Origin of the sequence: Sorangium sp. So ce836 (assembly GCF_028553905.1) — a bacterium.
In the GTDB taxonomy this organism is placed as follows: Bacteria; Myxococcota_A; Polyangia; order Polyangiales; family Polyangiaceae; genus Sorangium; species Sorangium cellulosum_D.
Genome location: NZ_CP102233.1, coordinates 7,762,373 through 7,781,663 on the forward strand (window position 1 = coordinate 7,762,373; position 19,291 = coordinate 7,781,663).

Sequence of the window (19,291 nt, forward strand, 5' to 3'; positions counted from 1 at the left end):
CCCGGGAGCAGATTCCCAATGACATATGCGCGCGCCGTGCATAGGTTGCGACAATGGCCATGACCAAGACCCGATCGACATCGAAGAACACCAAGCCGTCTGTGTCAGCACGCCAGATCTTCACCACCTCGGACGCGAACGAGGCCTATCGCCACTTCCTGCCGCGGGTGCAGGCGGAGGTCCCGGCCGAGCGCGCCGAGGTCTGCCGGCTCTCGATCGAGCTCGTCCGCGCCAACGTCGACCGCGGCGTCCAGGCGGTGCTCCCGCACCTCGGCCGCGTCCGGGAGAAGCTGCCGCTCTGCCCGATCGACGACGTGCTCGAGCTCCCGAGCCTCGCGCTCGGGCTCGTCGCGGCCGCGGGGCGCGTCGCGACGGCCGCGAGCGAGCGCGAGATCGAGGCGCGCCTCGAGAAGTTCCGCCCGATGCGCGATCTCACGCTGCGGCAACTCGAGATCTTCGCGGATCTGAAGCTCGTCCCCAAGCAGCGCGTCGCCGCGATCCGCCGCGGCTCGGGGCCGGTCGACAGCGCCCGCGACGGCGTCGATATCGCCGGGATGTTCGACGAGCTCGCGGGCGCCCTCGACGGCAAACACCCGTTCTCGCGCGACTACCTCGCCGAGATGGCCGAGCACGCGAGCTGGCTCCTCGTCCAGCTCAGGCCCCGGGGCGCCCAGCAGAAGCCCTCCGAGCGCTCGCCGGAGGCCATCGTCCGCGACCAGTTCTGGACCGTCATCCACCAGCGCTACGAGCACCTGCGCGAAGCCGGCGTCGCCGTGTTCGGGTTACGCCAGCTCGACGCCCACGTGCCCCCGATCGGCGCCCGCACCCCGGCGCCCTCGACCACGCAGCCGAGCGGGACGGCGAAGCCGGGCAGCGCCGGGCCCCTCCCGCCCGCCGCAGCGCCGGAGCTCGCCGCGGAGCCCTGACGCGCGGACGCGCGCTGCGCCCCGCGCCCCCCGGCCGACCGCGCTTCCGCCCTACCGCTCGGAGGCCTTGCCCCGCGAGCCGGGCGCAGCCGTCCCCGCCCCGCCTTCGCCGGGGAGGCACATCTTCCGCCCCGCGCTGTCGGCGATCTCCTCGCAGATCTTGAGACCCGCCGGGCAATCGTCGGCGCTCTCGCAGTACGCCGAGCAGTGCCCCGGCTGATCCAGGGCGCCGGCCCGGTGCAGGCATCGCCCGTGCTGGCACTCGACCGCCGTCATGCACGCCTCGCCGGGCGCCCGGCCCTGCGGCTTGCTGCACACGCCGTCGGGACCGTCGTCGCGGGAGCGGCACACGTACCCCGCGCCGCACTCCCGGTCGACCCGGCAGCCCTTCGAGCAGACGCCCCCGATCGCCGCGCACACCGACGACGCGCACTCCGCGCCGTCCGCGCACGCCTCGCCGACCCCCTTCTTCGCCGCCGGGCCCACCCCCGCGCGTTCCTCGCAGCCCGCACCCGCGCCGAGCGCTCCCAGCACCCCCGCGAGCGCCAGCACCCAACCGCGCGCCAGCGCCCCGCCGCGCGCCAGCACCCCGCCCCCCGCGCCGCCTCGCACCGCCCGCCCGCCGTGGATCATCCGCCGACCTCCCGAGGCTCCGGCGGGCGACGCTCCCCTGGCGCACCAGGCCGCCGGGCCGCCTGCGCTCCTAGCACACCGGCGGCCTGGTGCGATCGCCAACCTCCGACCCACGGAACCTCACCCGGCCACGTCGCGCAGCCCACCAGGTTGGGCCGGATCCGTCTAAAGTGCGCCGCCATGGCCAACCCGATCGACGTCGATCCCAACCGTCAGAGAGAAACCCCCGCCCAGCGAGAGCCCTCCCAGCGAGACACCCCTGCCGCTTTTTTCCGCGGAAACCAGGCGCCCGACGCCCGCACCGGCATGCACCCGGTCGCGCTCCGCCGCGCCTTCGCGGACCACCTCCACTACTCGCGCGCCCGGGAATCCCTGTCCGCCACGCCGTTCGACCGGTACGTCGCCCTCGCCCTCTCCGTGCGCGATCGCCTCGTCGACCGGTGGACCAAGACCCAGCACACCTACTACGAGCAGGACGTCAAGCGCGCCTACTACCTCTCCGCGGAGTTCCTCCTCGGCCGCGCGCTCGTCAACAACCTGCAGGCCCTCGACATCTACGACAGCTACAAGACCGTCCTCGGCGAGCTCGGCCTCAACCTCGACGACCTCGTCGATCAGGAGCCCGACGCCGGGCTCGGCAACGGCGGCCTCGGCCGGCTCGCCGCCTGCTTCCTCGACTCCATGGCCACCATCGGCCTGCCCACCTACGGCTACGGCATCCGCTACGAGTTCGGCATCTTCGAGCAGGTCATCCGCGACGGCTACCAGGTCGAGCGCGCCGACGAGTGGCTCCGCTTCGGCAACCCGTGGGAGGTCGAGCGCCCCGAGCACGCCGTCCCGGTCTCGTTCGGCGGCTACACCGAGCGCGTCCCCGACAAGCGCGGCGGCTTCCGCGTCATCTGGCGCCCCTCCGAGCAGGTCATCGGCGTCCCCTTCGACACGCCCATCGCCGGCTTCCAGTCGAACACCGTGAACACCCTCCGGCTGTGGTCCGCCCGCGCCGGCGAGGAGTTCGACTTCGAGCTCTTCAACGCCGGCGACTACGTGCACGCCGTCCACGAGAAGAACCAGTCGGAGGTCATCTCCAAGGTCCTCTACCCGAACGACAACTTCGACAAGGGCAAGGAGCTGCGCCTCCGCCAGGAGTACTTCTTCGTCGCCTGCTCCATCGCCGACATCGTGAACCGCTACAACCGGGTCCACCCGGACTTCTCGCGCTTCGCCGAGAAGAACGCGATCCAGCTGAACGACACGCACCCCGCCATCGCGATCGCCGAGCTGATGCGCGTGCTCATCGACGAGCACCTCGTCACCTGGGAGGACGCGTGGAAGCAGACCGTCGCCTCCTTCGGGTACACGAACCACACGCTCCTGCCCGAGGCGCTCGAGCGCTGGCCCGTCGCGCTCTTCGAGCGGCTCCTGCCGAGGCACCTCGAGATCATCTACGAGATCAACCGGCGCTTCCTGCGCGAGGTCATGGACGCCCACCCGCAGGACCACGACCGCGTGGCGCGGATGTCGCTCATCGAGGAGGGGCACGAGCGCCACGTGCGCATGGCGTACCTCGCCGTCGTCGGCTCGCACTCGGTGAACGGCGTGGCCAAGCTCCACTCCGAGCTCGTCAAGCGCGACCTGCTCCGCGACTTCTACGACCTCTGGCCCGAGCGGTTCAACAACAAGACGAACGGCGTCACCTTCCGGCGCTGGCTGCTCGCCTGCAACCCCGCGCTCGCCGCGCTCGTCACCGAGAAGGTCGGCCCGCGCTGGGTGACGGAGTTCGAGCGGCTGCGCGAGCTCGAGCGCCACCTCGACGACCCGGAGTTCATCGAGCGGATCGCCGACGTCAAGCGCGCCAACAAGGCGGCGCTCGCCAGGTTCATCGGGCAGGAGCTCGACATCCAGGTCGACCCCGCCTCGATCTTCGACGTCCAGATCAAGCGCCTCCACGAGTACAAGCGCCAGCTGCTCAACGCGCTCCACATCGTCGCGCTCTACCTGCGCCAGAAGCGCGGCGAGCCGATCACGCCGCGGACCTTCATCTTCGGCGCCAAGGCGGCGCCCGGCTACCGGCAGGCGAAGCTCATCATCAAGTTCATCCACGCCGTCGCCTACGTCGTGAACGGCGACCGGCGCCAGAGCGCGCTCCGGGTCGTGTTCATGCCGAACTACCGCGTCTCGCTGGCCGAGCGCATCATCCCGGCCGCCGACGTCTCCGAGCAGATCTCGACCGCCGGCATGGAGGCGTCGGGCACCGGCAACATGAAGCTCGCGCTGAACGGCGCGCTCACCGTCGGCACGCTCGACGGCGCGAACATCGAGATCCGCGACGCCGTGGGCCCGGAGAACTTCTTCCTGTTCGGCCTCACCGCCGACGAGGTGATCGCCCGCCGCAACGAGCACTTCGAGGGGCGCGACGCGGTCGCGGCCGACTCGGAGCTCCGCGAGGTGATCGACCTCATCTCGTCGGGCTTCTTCTCGCCGGAGTACCGCGAGCTCTTCCAGCCGCTGCTCGACCGGCTGCTCGGCCGCGACGAGTACATGATGCTCGCCGACTTCAAGGCCTACTCCGCCTGCCAGCGCGAGGTGGACGCGGCCTACGCCGACCGGAAGGGCTGGCTGCGCAAGTCCGCGCTCAACATCGCCCGCGTGGGCGAGTTCTCCTCCGACCGCACGGTGCGCGAGTACGCGCGCGACATCTGGGGCCTCACGCCCGTCGACATCGACGTCGGCGCCGCCAGGTCGCTCCTGTGACCGCATGACCCCGCCGCCCCGGCCGGCGCGCCCGCGCCCGCCGGGGGACGGCGACGCGCGCCCGCCTAGAGGCGGCGGCGCGACGCCGGGCGGACCCGACGGGCGCCTCCGGGCAGACCCGACGCCTCTTCAGCTCGCTTCCAGGACCTGGGCGCCGTGACGGACGGAAAAATCCCGGCGCGCGCGTGGCGGAACACGCCCCGCCGGAGCATGCTTCCGGGGCGTGAGCTCCCTCCGTCGGCCGCTCGCCGGGGCGGGGCTCTTGCTATCCTTCCCGACGGATTTATGCCGAACGATCCTGAGGAGAGAGAAGACAGGCAGGGCGACCTCGCGACGGAGCGGGAACGGAAGGTCGAGAAGGCCCGCCGCTACAAGGTCGTGTTCCACAACGACGACTACACGACGATGGAGTTCGTCGTCCTCGTCCTGATGAAGTTCTTCCACCGCACCGAGACGGAGGCCACGCACATCATGCTGAGCGTGCACCACCGCGGCCACGGGGTCGCGGGCGTGTACACCAAGGATGTCGCCGAGACCAAGGTCGCCCAAGTCCAGGACTTCGCCAAGGAGCACGGGATGCCCCTTCGGTTGACCGCCGAGCCGGAATGACCATGCGCATCAGCCCCGAAGTTGAGATCGCCTTTTCGCTCGCCACCCGGGAGGCCTCGCGCCGCCGGCACGAGTTCGTGACCATCGAGCACCTGCTCTACGCGCTGCTCTTCGACGAGGAGACGGCCGAGGTCCTCCGGCACGCCGGGGGCGACACCCCGCTCCTGAAGAAGAAGCTGGAGCGCTTCCTCGACGAGGAGATCGAGGCGCTGCCGGACGACGCGGACACGAGCCCGACGCTCTCGCTCGGGTTCCAGCGCGTGGTCGGCCGCGCCGCGATGCACGTGCAGTCCTCGGGCAAGAAGGAGCTCAAGGGGGCGAACGTGCTGGTCGCGATGTTCGCCGAGCGCGACTGCCCGGCCGTGACCCTCCTCGGGGAGCAGGGCATCAGCCGCTTCGACGTCGTGAACTACATCTCGCACGGCATCTCGAAGACGGGCCAGGACGACAGCCTCCGCGAGGAGTCGTCGTCCGACGAGGGCGGCGAGCCCGGCAACGCGCAGCCGATCAAGGATCCGCTCGCCGCGTTCACGATGAACCTCAACAAGGAGGCGGCCGAGGGGCGCATCGACCCGCTCGTCGGCCGCGAGAACGAGGTCGCCCGGACGATCCAGGTGCTCGCGCGGCGGCGCAAGAACAACCCCCTGCTCATCGGCGACGCCGGGGTCGGCAAGACGGCGATCGTGGAGGGGCTGGCGCAGCGGATCGAGAAGAAGGACGTGCCCGCGCCGCTCAAGGACGCGACCGTCTACGCGCTCGACATGGGCGCGCTCCTCGCCGGCACGAAGTACCGCGGCGACTTCGAGAACCGCCTCAAGGCGGTGCTGCGCGCGCTGGAGAAGCAGCCGGGCTCGGTCCTGTTCATCGACGAGATCCACACGATCATCGGCGCGGGGGCCGCGAGCGGCGGGACGATGGACGCCTCGAACCTGCTCAAGCCCGCGCTGACGTCGGGCCGCCTGCGCTGCATCGGCGCGACGACGTTCCAGGAGTACCGCGGCCACCTCGAGCGCGACAGCGCGCTCGCGCGGCGGTTCCAGCGCATCGAGGTGACCGAGCCGTCGGTCGACGACACGACGCAGATCCTGAAGGGCCTGCAGAAGCGCTACGAGGAGTTCCACAAGATCACGTACACGCCCGAGGCGCTCGAGGCCGCGGCGAAGCTGTCGGCGCGCTACCTCCAGGACCGCCGGCTGCCCGACAAGGCGATCGACCTGCTCGACGAGGCGGGCGCGGCGGCGCGGCTGAAGCACGGCGACGGGTACACGGTGGACACCGCGGACATCGAGCTCGTCATCGCGAAGATGGCGCAGATCCCGCCGCGGCAGGTGTCGACGTCGGACAAGGCGCAGCTCAAGGATCTCGAGCAGTCGCTGCGCTCGGTGATCTTCGGCCAGGACGAGGCGGTGAAGCAGCTCTCGTCCGCGATCAAGCTGTCGCGCGCGGGGCTGCGCGCGCCGGAGAAGCCGATCGGCTCGTTCCTGTTCTCGGGCCCGACCGGCGTCGGCAAGACGGAGCTCGCGAAGCAGCTCGCCAAGGCGCTCGGCATCGGCTTCCTGCGGTTCGACATGAGCGAGTACCAGGAGCGGCACACGGTCTCGCGGCTCATCGGCGCGCCGCCCGGCTACGTCGGGTTCGATCGCGGCGGCCTGCTGACCGAGGCGGCGGCGAAGACGCCGCACGCGGTGCTGTTGCTCGACGAGATCGAGAAGGCGCACCCGGACGTGTTCCAGGTGCTGCTCCAGGTGATGGATCACGGCACGCTGACCGACAACAACGGCAAGAAGAGCGACTTCCGCCACATGGTGCTGATCATGACGAGCAACGTGGGCGCGCGGGAGCTCGCGCAGGCGCGGGTCGGCTTCGGCGAGCGGGGGTCGGCGGGCGACGACGACAAGGCCTACAAGAACACGTTCAGCCCGGAGTTCAGGAACCGGCTGGACGCGCGCATCATGTTCCGGTCGCTGGATCCGTCGGTGATGGGGAGCATCGTCGACAAGTTCATCGGCGAGCTCGCGGCGATGCTCGCGGACCGGTCGGTCACCATCGACGTGACCGAGCGGGCGCGGGCGGAGCTCTCGACGCGCGGGTACGATCCGGCGAACGGGGCGCGGCCGCTCGGGCGTGTCATCGAGAACGAGATCAAGCGGCGGCTCGGGGATGAGCTGCTCTTCGGGGCCCTCGAGAACGGGGGGAACGTCACCGTCGACTTCGAGGGGGACGACTTCACGTTCAAGTTCGCGGCGGCGGGCGGGAGCGGGGGGGACGCGGAGAAGGCGAAGGCGAACGGGGCGGCGGTGGAGCCGGCGGCCGTCGGGTAGAACCCCTCTCGGGTAGCAACGGAGCCAGCGGGGAGGGGTGCCCGCGCGCACGGGCACCCCTCCCCGCTGGCTCTCTCCGGATGACAGGCGGGGATGACGGGCGGATTCGTGGGCTGCTGGATCAGTTCAGCGAGTGCGGCATCGCGAGGGTGAACGGCGCGATCTCGGCGTCGAAGACGCGGCCGTCCGGGCGGTGCATCTGGTAGGTGCCGCGCATCGAGCCGCGCGGGGTCTCGAGCACACAGCCGCTCGTGTACTCGAAGTGCTCGCCAGGCTTCAGCGAGGGCTGCTGGCCGACCACGCCAGGGCCGCGCACCTCCTCCACCTTCCCGCTGCCATGCGTGATGATCCAGTGCCTCGTCCTCAGCTGGGCGGGCTCGGTGCCTTCGTTCGCAATCCGCACCGTGTAGGCGAAGACGTAGCGGTGCTCCGTCGGGGATGACTGCGTGGGGACGTACACCGTCGAGACGGTGACCCGGATGCCCTGCGTGATGGCCGTCGACACAACCACGCACTGCCACCGCTGCGCCGCGCGCACAAGGGCCCGGCCGCGCAAGAGACGAGGGGAGACGAGGGGAGACGAGGGGAGACGAGGGGAGACGCGGGGAGACGGCCAGGAGACGCCGGGACGGAGACGGCCGGGCTCCCCGAGAGGCGGCGTTGACAGCCTCCGGCCTCATCCGCAGGTTTCGTCGAACCTGGGGTCAACGATCCGTGGAGGAACCCGCCGTGGGCGAACATGACTGTACCGGTGCTCGATGTGCTGAAGGCGAACGGTTCGTCCCGATCGCGATCCTGCCGCCGGCGCGCGGCGAGAGGGCGGCGATGGTCCTGAACGGCGATGCCCCTGGAGGCGTGGGAGAAGGGCCCGGGCCCGGGCTGACGGCCATCGGGCCCGTGATGCCGGAACGCAAGGTCCGCGAATGGGCCCTCGTGCTGCAGTCGAGCGAGCTTTGGCACGCCGTGCAGTACACCCCGGCAGGCTGGGTGCTCCTCGTGCGCGACGAGGACTACGACTTCGCCGCGACCTCGATCGATCGGTACGAAGCGGAGAACCGCGACTGGCCCCCGCGCCGCCCGCGCGAGCGCCCGCGCCACCCGCCGTCCATCGCCGCCGGCGTCGCGTTCGTCGCCCTCGCCCTCTTCTTCTTCCTCGTCACCGGCCCCGCGAGCGGCGGCGGGCGGCTGTTCCAGCGCGGTGCCTCGGTCGCCGACCTCGTCGTCGGGCCCGAGCCGTGGCGCGCCATCACCGCGCTCACGCTGCACGCCGACTCGGCCCACGTGATGGGCAACGTCATCTCGGGGACGGTCTTCGCGTCCGCCGTGCAACGCCGCCTCGGGCCCGGCGGCGCCGCGCTCGCCGTGGTCGCCTCGGGCGCGATCGGGAACTTCGCGAACGCGCTCTGGCACCACGGCCTGGGCCACCACCACGCGTCGATCGGCGCCTCCACCGCGGTGTTCGGCGCGATCGGGCTGCTCGCCACCACCCAGCTCATGCTCGACCGCGCGCACGACAAGGACAGCGGCGAGAAGCGACACCTGCTCCAGCTCGCGGCGCCGCTCGTGGGCGGCCTCTCGCTCCTCGGCGCCCTCGGCGCGAGCCCGCGCGCCGATCTCGGCGCCCACGCCTTCGGCCTGCTCAGCGGCGCCGCGATCGGCCTCGTCGCCGGCCTGTTCCTGCGGAGCCGGCCCGCGCCGCGCCGCCCCCTCGTCCAGGTCGCCCTCGGCGCGACCGCGACGGGGCTCGTCCTCGGCGCGTGGCAGCTCGCGCTCCGCGCCTGACGCGCGCGCTCAGTCGACCGGCCAGATCCCCACCGTCCCGCCCACCCAGGTCAGATCGCGGTTCTGATCGACCCCGAGCATCTTCCCGCGCGACAGCCGCACCAGGTCGAGCGCGAGCGAGAGCTCGGGCTCGTCCGGCGCGCGCAGGAACATCATCCGGACCTCGGCCTTCACCCCGCCCCCGTCCGGCATCGGGAGCGCCGGCTCGTACGCGACCTTCTCCTGGAGCAGCCACCGCGAGCGCTCGGCCTCCGGGATCGCGGCGAGGTGCTCGGGCGTGACGTCGACCTTCACCCCGGAGCCCGCGAAGGAGAACAGCGGCTTGAGCACGTAGCGCTCGAGATCCGGCGGCACCTCGTCGAGCGCGCTGAGGAGCCGCGCCCGCGGGACCGCCGGGTGATCGAGGTAAGGGAGCGTGTATTTCGACCAGGTCCAGTACCAGTTCGGGTGCGAGCACCACGTGACGTCGAGCGGCTCGTCGTACCGGAACGGGAGCTCGACCCGCTTCGCCTCGAGCTCGTCGAACACGACGCGGTTGTACAGCCGGCGGACGGGGACGAGCCGCCCGCCCACGCGGCGGAACAGCCGGTCCTTCTCGCGGACGAGCGCCGTGGGGCAGACCGCGTCGACGCCGACGAGGAGCTTCGTCGCCACGAAGTCCGGGTAGGTCTTCTGCTTCTCCGGCGAGAGGTCGAGGAGCACCACCGACTCCTCGGGCTCGCCCGCGAGGATCGCGCGGCGCAGGTGCGCGACGACATCGTCGCGGCTCCGGCCCCCGAAGCAGCACGTCCAGCGCCGGTCGAGCCCCGGCATGCCGGCCAGCACCTCGGCCACGATCTCGGTCTGCACGAGCATGAGCGCGTAGAGCGACGGGAACGCCTGCAGCTCGACCACCTTGGCGTCGAGCTCGCCGTCCGGGCCGCGCACGATCGCGAAGTCCACCTGCGCGCAGTTAGGGAGCGCGTCCATGCCGGGGGCGTCGAGGTGCGCGGGGATGGCGCGCTTCATCTGCGCGATGAGCGCGGGGCTCGAGATCTGCCGCACGATCTCCGTCGCGGAGCGCGCGAGGCGCTCGCGCAGGCGCGCCGGCAGGAACAGCGGCGTCTCGGCGACGCGGAACGGGATCGCGCAGCCGAGCCGCCGCTCGAGGCGGCCGAGGATCTCCGCGTAGGTCGACGGGCCGAAGGCCGCGTTGAAGGCGCGCCGGAAGGTGGGCTCCATGAATTTTGGTGGTACCACGGCGGCGCGCGCGGCTGCACGACCGACGGCGCCGCCGGCCGGAGCGCGGGGAAGCGTCCGCGTCGCTCCGATCCGGCTTGAGGCTCCGGGTACGGCGACTACAGTCGCGGCGAACCCACGCCGAGGCACCCACGATGATCAAGCTCCGCTCCGCCATGGTCCTGCCGCTCGTCGCCGCGCTCGCCGCGGCGTGCTCGAAGACGCCCGAGCCGACGGCCACGTCGGCGCCCGAGCCGCCCGCGACGAACACGGGCGCCACCCCCGCCCCGACGACCCAGGCGCCGAAGCCGGCGCACCCCGGCGGCCAGCAGGCGGTCGGGGCGGAGCTCGCCTGGGACGCGCCGGCGAGCTTCGAGAGCGCGCCGAATCCCAACGCGATGCGCAAGGCGACCTACAAGATCAAGCGCGCCGCGGGCGACACCGAGGACGCCGAGCTCAGCGTGAGCCAGGCCGGCGGCAGCGTGGACGCGAACATCACGCGCTGGGTCGGCCAGTTCTCGCAGAAGAGCGATGACTCCCCGAAGCGCGCCGACCTCAAGGTCAACGACATCAAGGTCGCGGTCGTCGAGATCAAGGGGACGTTCGCCGGCTCCGGGATGCCCGGCATGCCCGCCGGGGAGCCGAAGTCGAGCTACGCCATGCTCGGCGCGATCGCCGAGACGCCCTCCGGCGACCTCTGGTTCTTCAAGTTGACCGGCCCCGAGAAGACGGTCACCGGGGCGCGCGCCGACTTCGACAAGCTCGTGAACAGCCTGCGGCTGAAGTGATCGGCCGCGCGGCCGCCGCGCGCCGCGCCCTCAGCACGCGACGTCGCCCTCGAAGAACCGCGCGAACGCGGGCGGGAGCGCCGCGGCGCCGCCCTCGGCGAGCGGCGGGCGCGCGCTCGAGAGCGTCTGCCAGAGGAGGATCGTCTCCCCGGGGTGCTCGCGCCCGATCTCGCGCAGCGCGGCGAGCGCCTTGGCGCTGTACGTGATCTCCCCCGGGACGCCGATCAGCCGCTCCACCTCGGGGATCGCGGCGATCGACGCGGGGGTCGGGGCGCCGTAGCCGGGGCCGATCGCGCGGTGATCGATCGCGAAGCGGACGGGCGGGAGCCGCCGCCGGGTGAAGCGCGGCGCGCGCCGGGCGAGGAGGCGCTTCATGCTGCCGACCTCGTAGCGGACGACGGCGCGGTTCGAGGCGACGCGCTCGGTGATGCGCACGCCGACGATCGTGGTCGGCCAGCCGAGCATCGCCGCGCCGAGCGCGAGCCCCGCCAGCGTCCCGCCCGTCCCCGAGGGGACGACGATGCGATCGGGGCGCGGCGCCTCGCCGCGCCGGACCTGCTCGGCGAGCTCGAGCATCGCGTCGACGTAGCCGAGGCACGGGAGCGCGGCCGAGGCGCCGGGCAGGATGAAGTACGGCCGATCGGCCCGGCGCAGCGCCCGGAGCGCCCGGATCGCGGTGGTCGCGTACCCGCCGCCGTGGACGAGCTCGGCGCCGCTCGCCGCGCCGGCGAGGAGCGCGTCGCGGCCGAAGCGGGTGATCGGCTGGTCGAACAGGACCGCGGTGACGGCGAAGCCGAGCGCCCGGCCGAAGAGGGCCGTGGCCATGACCTGCGTCGACGCCAGCCCGCCGACCGTGACGAGCGTCCTCGCCCCGCGCCGCTCCGCGTCCGCGAGCAAGAACTCGAAGCGCCGCACCTTGTTGCCGCCGTAGAGCGGCGAGATCCGGTCGTCGCGCTTGACCCAGACGCCGCCGCGGCCGAGGTAGCCCTCGATCGCGGCGCAGGGGACGACCGGCGTCGGCGCGTGCGCGAGCGGACGCCAGGGGATCTGCCCCGCGAGCTCGGGTAGCTCGGCGAAGAGCGGCAGCTCGCGCGATGCGGGGAGGAAGCCCGGGGTCGCATCGGCGACGCCCGCCGCGCCGGCGGCGCCCGCCGCGCCGGCGGCGCCCGCCGCGCCGGCCGCGCCGGCCGCCCCAGCGCGGGCGGCTCGCCCCTCCTCGTCGCCCGCCACCCCGTCGCCCCTCGCGCTCAGGCGCGCGCCGCCGCGCCGTGGCCCGCCGGAGGGCCGCCCGGCCCCGCCTGCTCGCCGGCGTCGCCGGGATCGTCCTCCGCCCCGGCGCCGAGCCGGCCGCCGCGCACGACCAGCGGATCGCGGAGGTACGTGTCCGTCAGCCGCTTCGGCCCCGCGAGGCCGAGCAGCCGGAGCGGCAAGAGGAGCACCGAGAGCACCCACGACGCGAGGCCGAGCGCGAGCTTGCCCGCGTACGCCTCCGCCACGAGCGCGAGCTTGCGGGCGGCCGACATCGACGAGATCGGCGCGTCGGTCAGGCCGATGCGCATCAGCCGGAGCTCCGCGATCCGCACCGAGTGGCGGACCAGATCGGGCAGGCGCCGGAGCGCCGGGTGGTCCATCGGCAGGCGCTTCTTCATGAACGCCTCGAGCCGCGACACGCCCCAGAGCGACACGAGCGCGAGGCCGAGCAGCCGCCGCCTTAGCGCGGGCCGCCCCGCGATCGCCTTCCTCGTCTGCTGCTCGCCGAAGTCGACGTGGCGCTCCTCCTGCCGCACGCCGCGCTTCAGGATCGCGACGATCTCCGGCTCGTCCACGGTGTCGATCATCGCGTAGAACGCCTGGAGGACGAGGCCCTCGCCGAGGGCCATCTCGAGGGCGACGTGCTCGGCCCAGTCGCCGCCCATGAGGCCGGTGGCGAGGAAGCGCACGCTCCAGGCGGCCTTCTCCGGCGGCGCGCCGAGGATCTCGAGGATGCGGAGGAAGTTGCCGACGTGCTGGAACTCCTCGACGGCCTGGCGCGCGAGGAAGCGCGCGGACTCGAGATCCGGCGCGTTGTAGAGCCAGTGGCCGATCTGGACGCCGGTGATCTCGCCGTAGAGGAACTGCTGGACGGCCCAGACGATGACGTCCTTGTCCTTGACGGGATCGAGCTTGGCGCCCTGGAAATCGAACGCCATCTCTTCGCGGGTCACCAGCATCGATCGGCCTCCAGAGCGGTGAATTTAGCCCAGATCGCGGCCCCGGGCAGGCCCGAGGCGCGCGGGCCCGGCGCCCGAGCCCCCGTCCGAGCCCCCGCCGCCCCGGCTCCTGCTCGGCCCGCCCGGGCGGAGCCGGCGCCCGCCGTGGTATACGGCCGCGGCGGCGGCATCTGGAACCGCCGACTTGAACCTCAGGAGAAGCACCATGGCGCGCGTCCACAACTTCAACGCCGGCCCAGCCGGGCTCCCCCTCCCCGCCCTCGAGCGCGCTCAGCGCGAGCTCCTCGACTTCGAGGGGACGGGCATGTCGATCATGGAGCACAGCCACCGCGGCAAGGCGTTCGAGGCGGTGCACAAGGAGGCGATCGCGCTGCTCCGGCAGCTGCTCGGCCTCTCGGACGACTACCACGTGCTGTTCATGCAGGGCGGCGCGGCGATGCAGTTCGCCGTCGTGCCGATGAACCTCCTGCCGCCCGGCAGGAGCGCCGACTACATCCTCACCGGCGGCTGGTCCGAGAAGGCCCTGGACGAGGCGAAGCGCGTCGGCGCCGTCCGCGTCGCCGCGAGCACCGCGGTCGACAAGCGCTACACCCGCATCCCCCACCAGAGCGAGCTCTCGCTCGACCCGGACGCCGCGTACGTCCACATGACGACGAACAACACGCTGTTCGGGACGCAATGGCACTGGCTGCCCGAGACAGGCAACGTGCCGCTCATCGCGGACATGTCGTCCGACATCCTGTGGCGCAAGATGGATATCTCCAGGTTTGCCCTGATTTACGCGGGCGCCCAGAAGAACATCGGGCCGAGCGGGATCACGGTCGTGATCGCCCGCAAGGACATCGTTGACAGCGGGCGAAAAGACATTCCCGTCATTTTCCGTTATGCCACTTACGCTGCCAACAACTCGCTCTACAACACACCTCCGACATTCGCAATCTACCTCATGCGCAACGTGCTCGCGTATACGCTTGAGATCGGTGGGCTCGAGGAGGTCGAGCGACGGAATCGCAAGAAGGGTGAGCTGCTGTACGAAACCCTCGACGCGCACCCGGATGTGTTCCGGGCCCCGGTCGAGAAGGAGAGCCGCTCGTTCATGAACGTGGTGTTCCGGCTGGCCAGCGAGGAGATGGAAAAACGCTTCGTCGCCGAGGCGGCAAAGGAGGGTATGGTGGGGCTCGCCGGACACAGGTCGACCGGGGGTATCCGGGTTTCGATCTACAACGCAGTATCCGTTGAATCGGTGGAGCGCCTTACGGCGTTCATGCGGGACTTCGCCAAGAGGGCTTGACCGCGCTGGGAACACGACATTCTCGGTAATTCCAGGTTCGCCCAGGTTTCCACCTGCGTCTCCGGCGAACCTCCCCCCAATTCGTCGCGTCCCAACCTTCAGCCCGCTTGACGTTGTTCCGCCCGGTACAACAGGCCCCCGCGGAAAGGGCCTGTCGGCCTTTCCGCAGCTGGGAGGGAGGCGGTGAACGCCGCTTCCCGCTCGGCGCCGGGAGGGGATGGCGAACGCTGGATCCCCGACCGAACCCGGGAGGGGACGGCCATCGCCGGCCTCGACCCGCCCGGGAGGGGACGGCGAGCGCCGCCCCCTCCCGGCTCAGAGGCCCCGTTCGGAGACCTGAATCGAGCGAGCCAACCGTAAGGAGAGGATGATGGCGAGCATGGATGATCGTGGGATGATTTCCAGGAGTGAGGAGGACCAGGAGGAGAGCGGGGCCTCGCCGAGCGAGCCCCCGCCTTCTTCAGCGGCGCAGAAGCAGGCAAATGAGCGGCAGCAGCGTGGGTTTGCCGCCATGGATGAGGAGCGTCAGCGCAAGATCGCCAGCAAGGGCGGGAAGGCAGCCCACGAGAAAGGCACGGCCCACGAGTTCACGCGCGACGAGGCCCGCGCCGCCGGCAAGAAGGGCGGTGAGGTCGTCAGCCAGAACCGCAAGCACATGGCCGAGATCGGTCGCCGGGGCGGCGAGCGCGTGAGCCAGGACCGGGCCCACATGGCCGAGATCGGGCGCAAGGGTGGCGAGGCCGTGAGCGGCGATCGCCAGCACATGGCCGAGATCGGTCGCCGGGGCGGCGAGTCGCGGGGAGATCAGCCGCGGGAGAATCAGCCGCGCTGATCGGGGAGGCGAGCGGCCCGGCGCCGTGGCGCCGGGCCAGCCCTCTGCACGCTTGCGCGGTCCACGGCCCGGGGCTCCCGGTCGTGGCCGCAAGCTGCGTCTTCAGAAGCATCCAAGAAGCGTCCAGCGAGGTGGCGAGGCCGCGATCCCGCGGCCCTCGCCTGCGCCAGAGCTCCGCCCGGCGCGAGGGCGCGGCGAGCGGCAGGAGGGCGTCGTCAGCTCGGCGCGATCGCGCCCAGCGAGACGTCGCTCGGCGTCTCCTTCGGGCCGGGGATCCACTCCTCGTCCGGCTCTTCCTGCGGGAGCACGACCGGCGCGCCGTCGTAGCGCAGGCGCTTGCCGGGCCAGACGAAGGTGCGGAACAGGTACGCGAGGAGCGAGGGCTGATCGAGGTTCGGGTGGATGAACGGCGCCACGCGCCGCGCGTGCGCGGCCGGCAGGAGGCTCCAGTGGAGGCCGGGCTCCATGTGGTGGATGGAGTGGAAGCCGTTGTTGTACGTCCACCAGTTGACCAGCCGGCCGACGAAGTTGCGCGAGTGGTTGTACTCGCTGTCCTCGTCGCAGCCGTCGTGCTGGAGGTAGTTCATGGTCACGATCCCCCACGCGGCGTACTGGTGCGGGATCAGCACGTAGAGGAGGAACTTCTTCCAGTCGAGCGCGAGCAGGGCGCCCATGGTGCCGAGGAACACCGCCGACTCGAGGAGCATCTGCCGGAACCACGGCGGGTTGCGCCGGTACATCGCCTTGAAGTAGCGCATGTCGGCGGGCAGGATGTCCCGGACCACGCGGCTCATGAAGAGGAGCCCGTTCAGCAGGTTCCAGCGATAGCGCACCTTCGTGGTCCGCATCACGTCGCGCCGCGACTGCGTGTACTTGTGATGGCTGAGGTTGTGGCCGGGCACGTAGGCGCTGACCGGGTGACCGTAGGTGAGCGTGAGCACGACCTGGAACGCGCGGTTCATCCATCGCCGCCGGAAGACCGGGCAATGGACCGAGTTGTGGGTCGCGACGGCGCCGAGGAACGAGAACACGCAGGTCATCGCGAGGAGCGGAATCGCGAGCCAGAGCGCGCGCGGCGCATAGACCCATTGCACCGCCACGAGGGCGAAATAGGTCGCGACGAAGAGGAGCGTCTTGATGTCGGCGCGGTAGCGGAGCATGGCTGTTCTTCACGGTGCGAGGACCCCGCGCGCCGGACCGACCCGGCAGCGCGCCGGGCGCTGGCCGGTCCGAACGGGCGCGGCGGCCCGTCATCCATCGTCTCGGCACCCTTCGTACCGCATTTCGTCACAGCTGGAAGCCCCGAAGTTGCATTCCGACGGGCGCAGCACGCCGTCGCGCGCGACACCCGTGTTTCACGCCGATGTCGCGCGCGCGCGGTGCGTTCGCCTCTACGCACCTCGCGCCGGAGATCGCGGGCGCGGACGCGGTTCCGCGGGCGCTCTGCGGAGCGCGGCGGCGCGCTCCGGCGCGCTCCAGCGCGCCTCGCCGCGCTCCGGCGCGCATTCGGCGGGCGCGGCTCGCGCTTGACGACCTCAGTGCGAACCGCCAACGTGGCCGCGTGAGCTCATCCCCTCTCGGTTTCGATCCGAACGGTCCTGCGGTCGGCCACGGGATCTACGGGCTGCCGCACGCCGCCGAGGACGCTCGGGTGGTCCTCATCCCGGTGCCCTGGGAGCCGACGGTGTCCTACCGCCGCGGCGCCGCCAAGGGGCCGGCGGCGATCCTGCGGGCCAGCCGGCAGGTCGACCTCTTCGACCTGCACACGGGCCGGCCGTACGAGCAGGGCATCACGATGCTCGACGTCGACCCGGACATCGTCCGCTGGAACGCGGAGGCGTGCGCGGCGGCCGAGCCGGTGATCGCGGCGCAGGGCGAGGTCGCCGGCGACCGCGACCTGGAGGCGCGGCTCGCCGCGGTGAACGCGCTGTCGCGCCGGCTGAACGAGCGCGTCGCCGAGATCGCGAAGCGGTGGATGGAGCGGGGCAAGCTGGTCGGGGTGGTCGGCGGCGACCACTCCGCGCCCTACGGCACGATCGCGGCGCACGCCGAGCGCTACCCCGGGATGGGGATCCTGCACGTCGACGCGCACGCCGACCTGCGCGACGCGTACGAGGGGTTCACCGACTCCCACGCTTCGATCATGCGCAACGTCGCGACCCGGCACCCGAAGATCTCGCGGATCGTCCAGGTCGGGCTGCGCGACATGAGCGAGGACGAGCTCCGTTTCATCCGCGAGTCGAACGGCCGCGTGGTCGCCCACGTCGACGCCGCGATCGCCGATCGGCTCTTCGAGGGCGAGCCGTTCCACCTGATCGCCGACGCGATCGTGGAGGACCTCCCGGACGACGTCTACGTGACCTTCGACATCGACGGGCTCGATCCGACGCTGTGCCCGAGCACCGGCACGCCCGTGCCCGGCGGCCTGTCGTTCCAGCAGGCCGTCGCGCTGATCGGCCGCATCCACAGGAGCGGCCGGCGCATCGTCGGCTTCGACCTGAACGAGGTCGCCCCCAAGGACGACCACGACGAGTGGGACGGCAACGTCGGCGCCCGCCTCCTCTACAAGCTGATCGGCTTCACGCTCCTCTCCCAGGACAACGCACAGACCAATCGCTAGGCAAGGCCCGGCGGTCAGGCGAGCGCGCGGCGGTAGGTTTCTATGGCGAGGTGGACGTCGAGCGTGCCGGCCATCTCGCGGCAGGAGTGCATGCTCAGCATCGGCGCGCCGACGTCGACCGTGGCGATGCCGAGCGCGGCCGCGGTGATCGGGCCGATCGTGCTGCCGCACGGGAGGTCGCTGCGCACGACGAAGCGCTGCGGGGCGTACCCCGCGTCGTGGCAGAGCGCCTCGAGCTCCGCCGCCGTCGCGCCGTCGGTCGCGTAGGACTGGTTCGCGTTCGACTTGATCACGATCCCGCGGTTGATCTGCGGGGCGTGGCGCGGCTCGTGCTGGTCCGCGTAGTTCGGGTGCACCGCGTGGGCCATGTCCGCCGAGACGAGCAGCGAGCCCGCCATCGCCCGGGCGAACGCCTGCGGCTCGCGCGCCGGGTACGTGTCGACGATCCGCGCGAGCACGTCGCGCAGCACGCTGCCCGCCGCGCCCACCGCGCTGCGGCTGCCGCACTCCTCGTGGTCGTAGAGCGCGATGACCCGCGTCGCCGCGCCGGGGGCGCCCGCGCCGATCAGCGCGGCCGTCGCGGCGTGGCAGCTCGCGAGGTTGTCCAGGCGGGACGCGAAGATGAACTCGTCGGCGAGCCCGCCGATCGACGCCTTGAGGGTGTCGTACAGGCAGAGATCGAAGCCGAGGACGGCGTCGCGCGGCGCGTCGACCGCGCGCGCGAGCATGGCGTTCAGGTCGGCCTCGCGGCCGAGGCCGATCACGGGGACGAGGTGCTTCTGCGCGTTCAGCACGAGCCCGTCGGAGTTGACCCCGCGGTTCAGGTGGATCGCGAGGTTCGGGACGCGCGCGACGGGGCGGCCGAGGTCGACGAGGTGGCGCTCGACCCGGCCGTCCCTGCGGACGTGGACGCGGCCGGCCACGCTGAGGTCGCGATCGAGCCACGTCGAGTACAGCACGCCGCCGTAGACCTCGACCCCGAGCTGCTGGTAGCCGCTCCGCGAGAGCTCGGCGCTCGGCTTCACCCGGAGGTTCGGCGAGTCGGTGTGCGCGCCGATGACGCGGAAGCCGCCGACCGCCGGGTGCTCGGCCCCGGCGACGAACGCGACGATCGTCGACCCGCCCCGGATGACGTAGCGGCGATCGCCCGGCGCGAGCGCCCATGCGTCGCGCTCCCCGAGCTCCGAGAAGCCCGCGGCCGCGAGCCGCGAGGCGACCTCGCGGACGGCGTGGTACGGCGTCGGCGAGCGATCGATGAAGGCGCAGAGGTCGCGCGCGGCCAGGGCGCCGCGCTCGCGCAGCGCCGACAT

Annotated in this window: 16 protein-coding genes; 9 read left to right on the top strand and 7 right to left on the bottom strand. The window is 71.8% G+C overall.

Annotation, left to right across the window (positions count from 1 at the left end):
- Window positions 1–59: 59 nt before the first annotated feature.
- Window positions 60–926 (top strand): hypothetical protein, encoded by an 867-nt coding sequence (locus tag NQZ70_RS27895; protein WP_129576917.1) that lies wholly within the window; start codon window positions 60–62, stop codon window positions 924–926.
- A gap of 51 nt (window positions 927–977) precedes the next feature.
- On the opposite strand, the gene NQZ70_RS27900 is transcribed toward NQZ70_RS27895, so the two are convergent.
- Window positions 978–1,559 (bottom strand): hypothetical protein, encoded by a 582-nt coding sequence (locus NQZ70_RS27900; protein ID WP_129576918.1) that lies wholly within the window; start codon window positions 1,557–1,559, stop codon window positions 978–980.
- Between the two features lie 180 nt (window positions 1,560–1,739).
- Between NQZ70_RS27900 and NQZ70_RS27905 the strand changes: the two genes are divergently transcribed.
- The 3 genes from NQZ70_RS27905 to clpA all read left to right on the top strand — a co-directional run bounded on the left by NQZ70_RS27905 (window position 1,740) and on the right by clpA (window position 7,240).
- On the top strand, window positions 1,740–4,310 hold the full coding sequence (locus NQZ70_RS27905) for a glycogen/starch/alpha-glucan phosphorylase (protein ID WP_129576919.1): 2,571 nt from the start codon (window positions 1,740–1,742) through the stop codon (window positions 4,308–4,310).
- A 285-nt stretch (window positions 4,311–4,595) separates the two neighbouring features.
- Complete coding sequence (gene clpS / locus NQZ70_RS27910; RefSeq protein ID WP_020737250.1) at window positions 4,596–4,919, top strand: ATP-dependent Clp protease adapter ClpS; 324 nt, start codon at window positions 4,596–4,598, stop codon at window positions 4,917–4,919.
- Window positions 4,916–7,240 carry an ATP-dependent Clp protease ATP-binding subunit ClpA gene (clpA, locus tag NQZ70_RS27915; RefSeq protein WP_129576920.1) on the top strand — a complete coding sequence of 775 codons (2,325 nt, stop codon included), beginning with the start codon at window positions 4,916–4,918 and terminating at the stop codon, window positions 7,238–7,240. Before clpS ends, clpA begins: the two co-directional genes overlap by 4 nt.
- A gap of 121 nt (window positions 7,241–7,361) precedes the next feature.
- On the opposite strand, the gene apaG is transcribed toward clpA, so the two are convergent.
- Window positions 7,362–7,745, bottom strand: coding sequence for a Co2+/Mg2+ efflux protein ApaG (gene apaG, locus NQZ70_RS27920; protein WP_061627952.1), 384 nt, complete (start codon window positions 7,743–7,745; stop codon window positions 7,362–7,364).
- A gap of 224 nt (window positions 7,746–7,969) precedes the next feature.
- Here apaG and NQZ70_RS27925 point away from each other — a divergent pair, with 224 nt between their 5' ends.
- Window positions 7,970–9,022 carry a rhomboid family intramembrane serine protease gene (locus NQZ70_RS27925; RefSeq protein ID WP_237244119.1) on the top strand — a complete coding sequence of 351 codons (1,053 nt, stop codon included), beginning with the start codon at window positions 7,970–7,972 and terminating at the stop codon, window positions 9,020–9,022.
- Window positions 9,023–9,031: 9 nt separating this feature from the next.
- On the opposite strand, the gene NQZ70_RS27930 is transcribed toward NQZ70_RS27925, so the two are convergent.
- Window positions 9,032–10,243 carry a hypothetical protein gene (locus tag NQZ70_RS27930; protein ID WP_129576921.1) on the bottom strand — a complete coding sequence of 404 codons (1,212 nt, stop codon included), beginning with the start codon at window positions 10,241–10,243 and terminating at the stop codon, window positions 9,032–9,034.
- 152 nt (window positions 10,244–10,395) lie between these two features.
- On the opposite strand from NQZ70_RS27930, the gene NQZ70_RS27935 reads away from it, so the two are divergent.
- On the top strand, window positions 10,396–11,028 hold the full coding sequence (locus tag NQZ70_RS27935; RefSeq protein ID WP_129576922.1) for a hypothetical protein: 633 nt from the start codon (window positions 10,396–10,398) through the stop codon (window positions 11,026–11,028).
- Between the two features lie 30 nt (window positions 11,029–11,058).
- On the opposite strand, the gene NQZ70_RS27940 is transcribed toward NQZ70_RS27935, so the two are convergent.
- Together NQZ70_RS27940 and NQZ70_RS27945 are read right to left on the bottom strand one after the other, a co-directional pair.
- Window positions 11,059–12,258: a 1-aminocyclopropane-1-carboxylate deaminase/D-cysteine desulfhydrase gene (locus NQZ70_RS27940; RefSeq protein WP_129576923.1), complete on the bottom strand. Its 1,200-nt coding sequence runs from the start codon at window positions 12,256–12,258 to the stop codon at window positions 11,059–11,061.
- A gap of 17 nt (window positions 12,259–12,275) precedes the next feature.
- On the bottom strand, window positions 12,276–13,238 hold the full coding sequence (locus NQZ70_RS27945) for a ferritin-like domain-containing protein (RefSeq protein WP_129576924.1): 963 nt from the start codon (window positions 13,236–13,238) through the stop codon (window positions 12,276–12,278).
- A gap of 205 nt (window positions 13,239–13,443) precedes the next feature.
- Here NQZ70_RS27945 and serC point away from each other — a divergent pair, with 205 nt between their 5' ends.
- On the top strand, window positions 13,444–14,529 hold the full coding sequence (serC, locus tag NQZ70_RS27950) for a 3-phosphoserine/phosphohydroxythreonine transaminase (protein ID WP_129576925.1): 1,086 nt from the start codon (window positions 13,444–13,446) through the stop codon (window positions 14,527–14,529).
- A 367-nt stretch (window positions 14,530–14,896) separates the two neighbouring features.
- Window positions 14,897–15,361 (top strand): KGG domain-containing protein, encoded by a 465-nt coding sequence (locus NQZ70_RS27955; protein ID WP_237244120.1) that lies wholly within the window; start codon window positions 14,897–14,899, stop codon window positions 15,359–15,361.
- A 215-nt stretch (window positions 15,362–15,576) separates the two neighbouring features.
- Here NQZ70_RS27955 and NQZ70_RS27960 read toward each other — a convergent pair whose 3' ends face one another.
- Complete coding sequence (locus NQZ70_RS27960; RefSeq protein WP_129576926.1) at window positions 15,577–16,521, bottom strand: fatty acid desaturase; 945 nt, start codon at window positions 16,519–16,521, stop codon at window positions 15,577–15,579.
- 401 nt (window positions 16,522–16,922) lie between these two features.
- On the opposite strand from NQZ70_RS27960, the gene NQZ70_RS27965 reads away from it, so the two are divergent.
- The gene (locus tag NQZ70_RS27965; RefSeq protein ID WP_129576927.1) at window positions 16,923–17,981 is read left to right on the top strand and encodes an agmatinase family protein; all 1,059 of its coding nucleotides are present in this window, start codon (window positions 16,923–16,925) and stop codon (window positions 17,979–17,981) included.
- Window positions 17,982–17,995: 14 nt separating this feature from the next.
- On the opposite strand, the gene NQZ70_RS27970 is transcribed toward NQZ70_RS27965, so the two are convergent.
- Window positions 17,996–19,291 (bottom strand): M18 family aminopeptidase, encoded by a 1,296-nt coding sequence (locus NQZ70_RS27970; RefSeq protein WP_129581623.1) that lies wholly within the window; start codon window positions 19,289–19,291, stop codon window positions 17,996–17,998.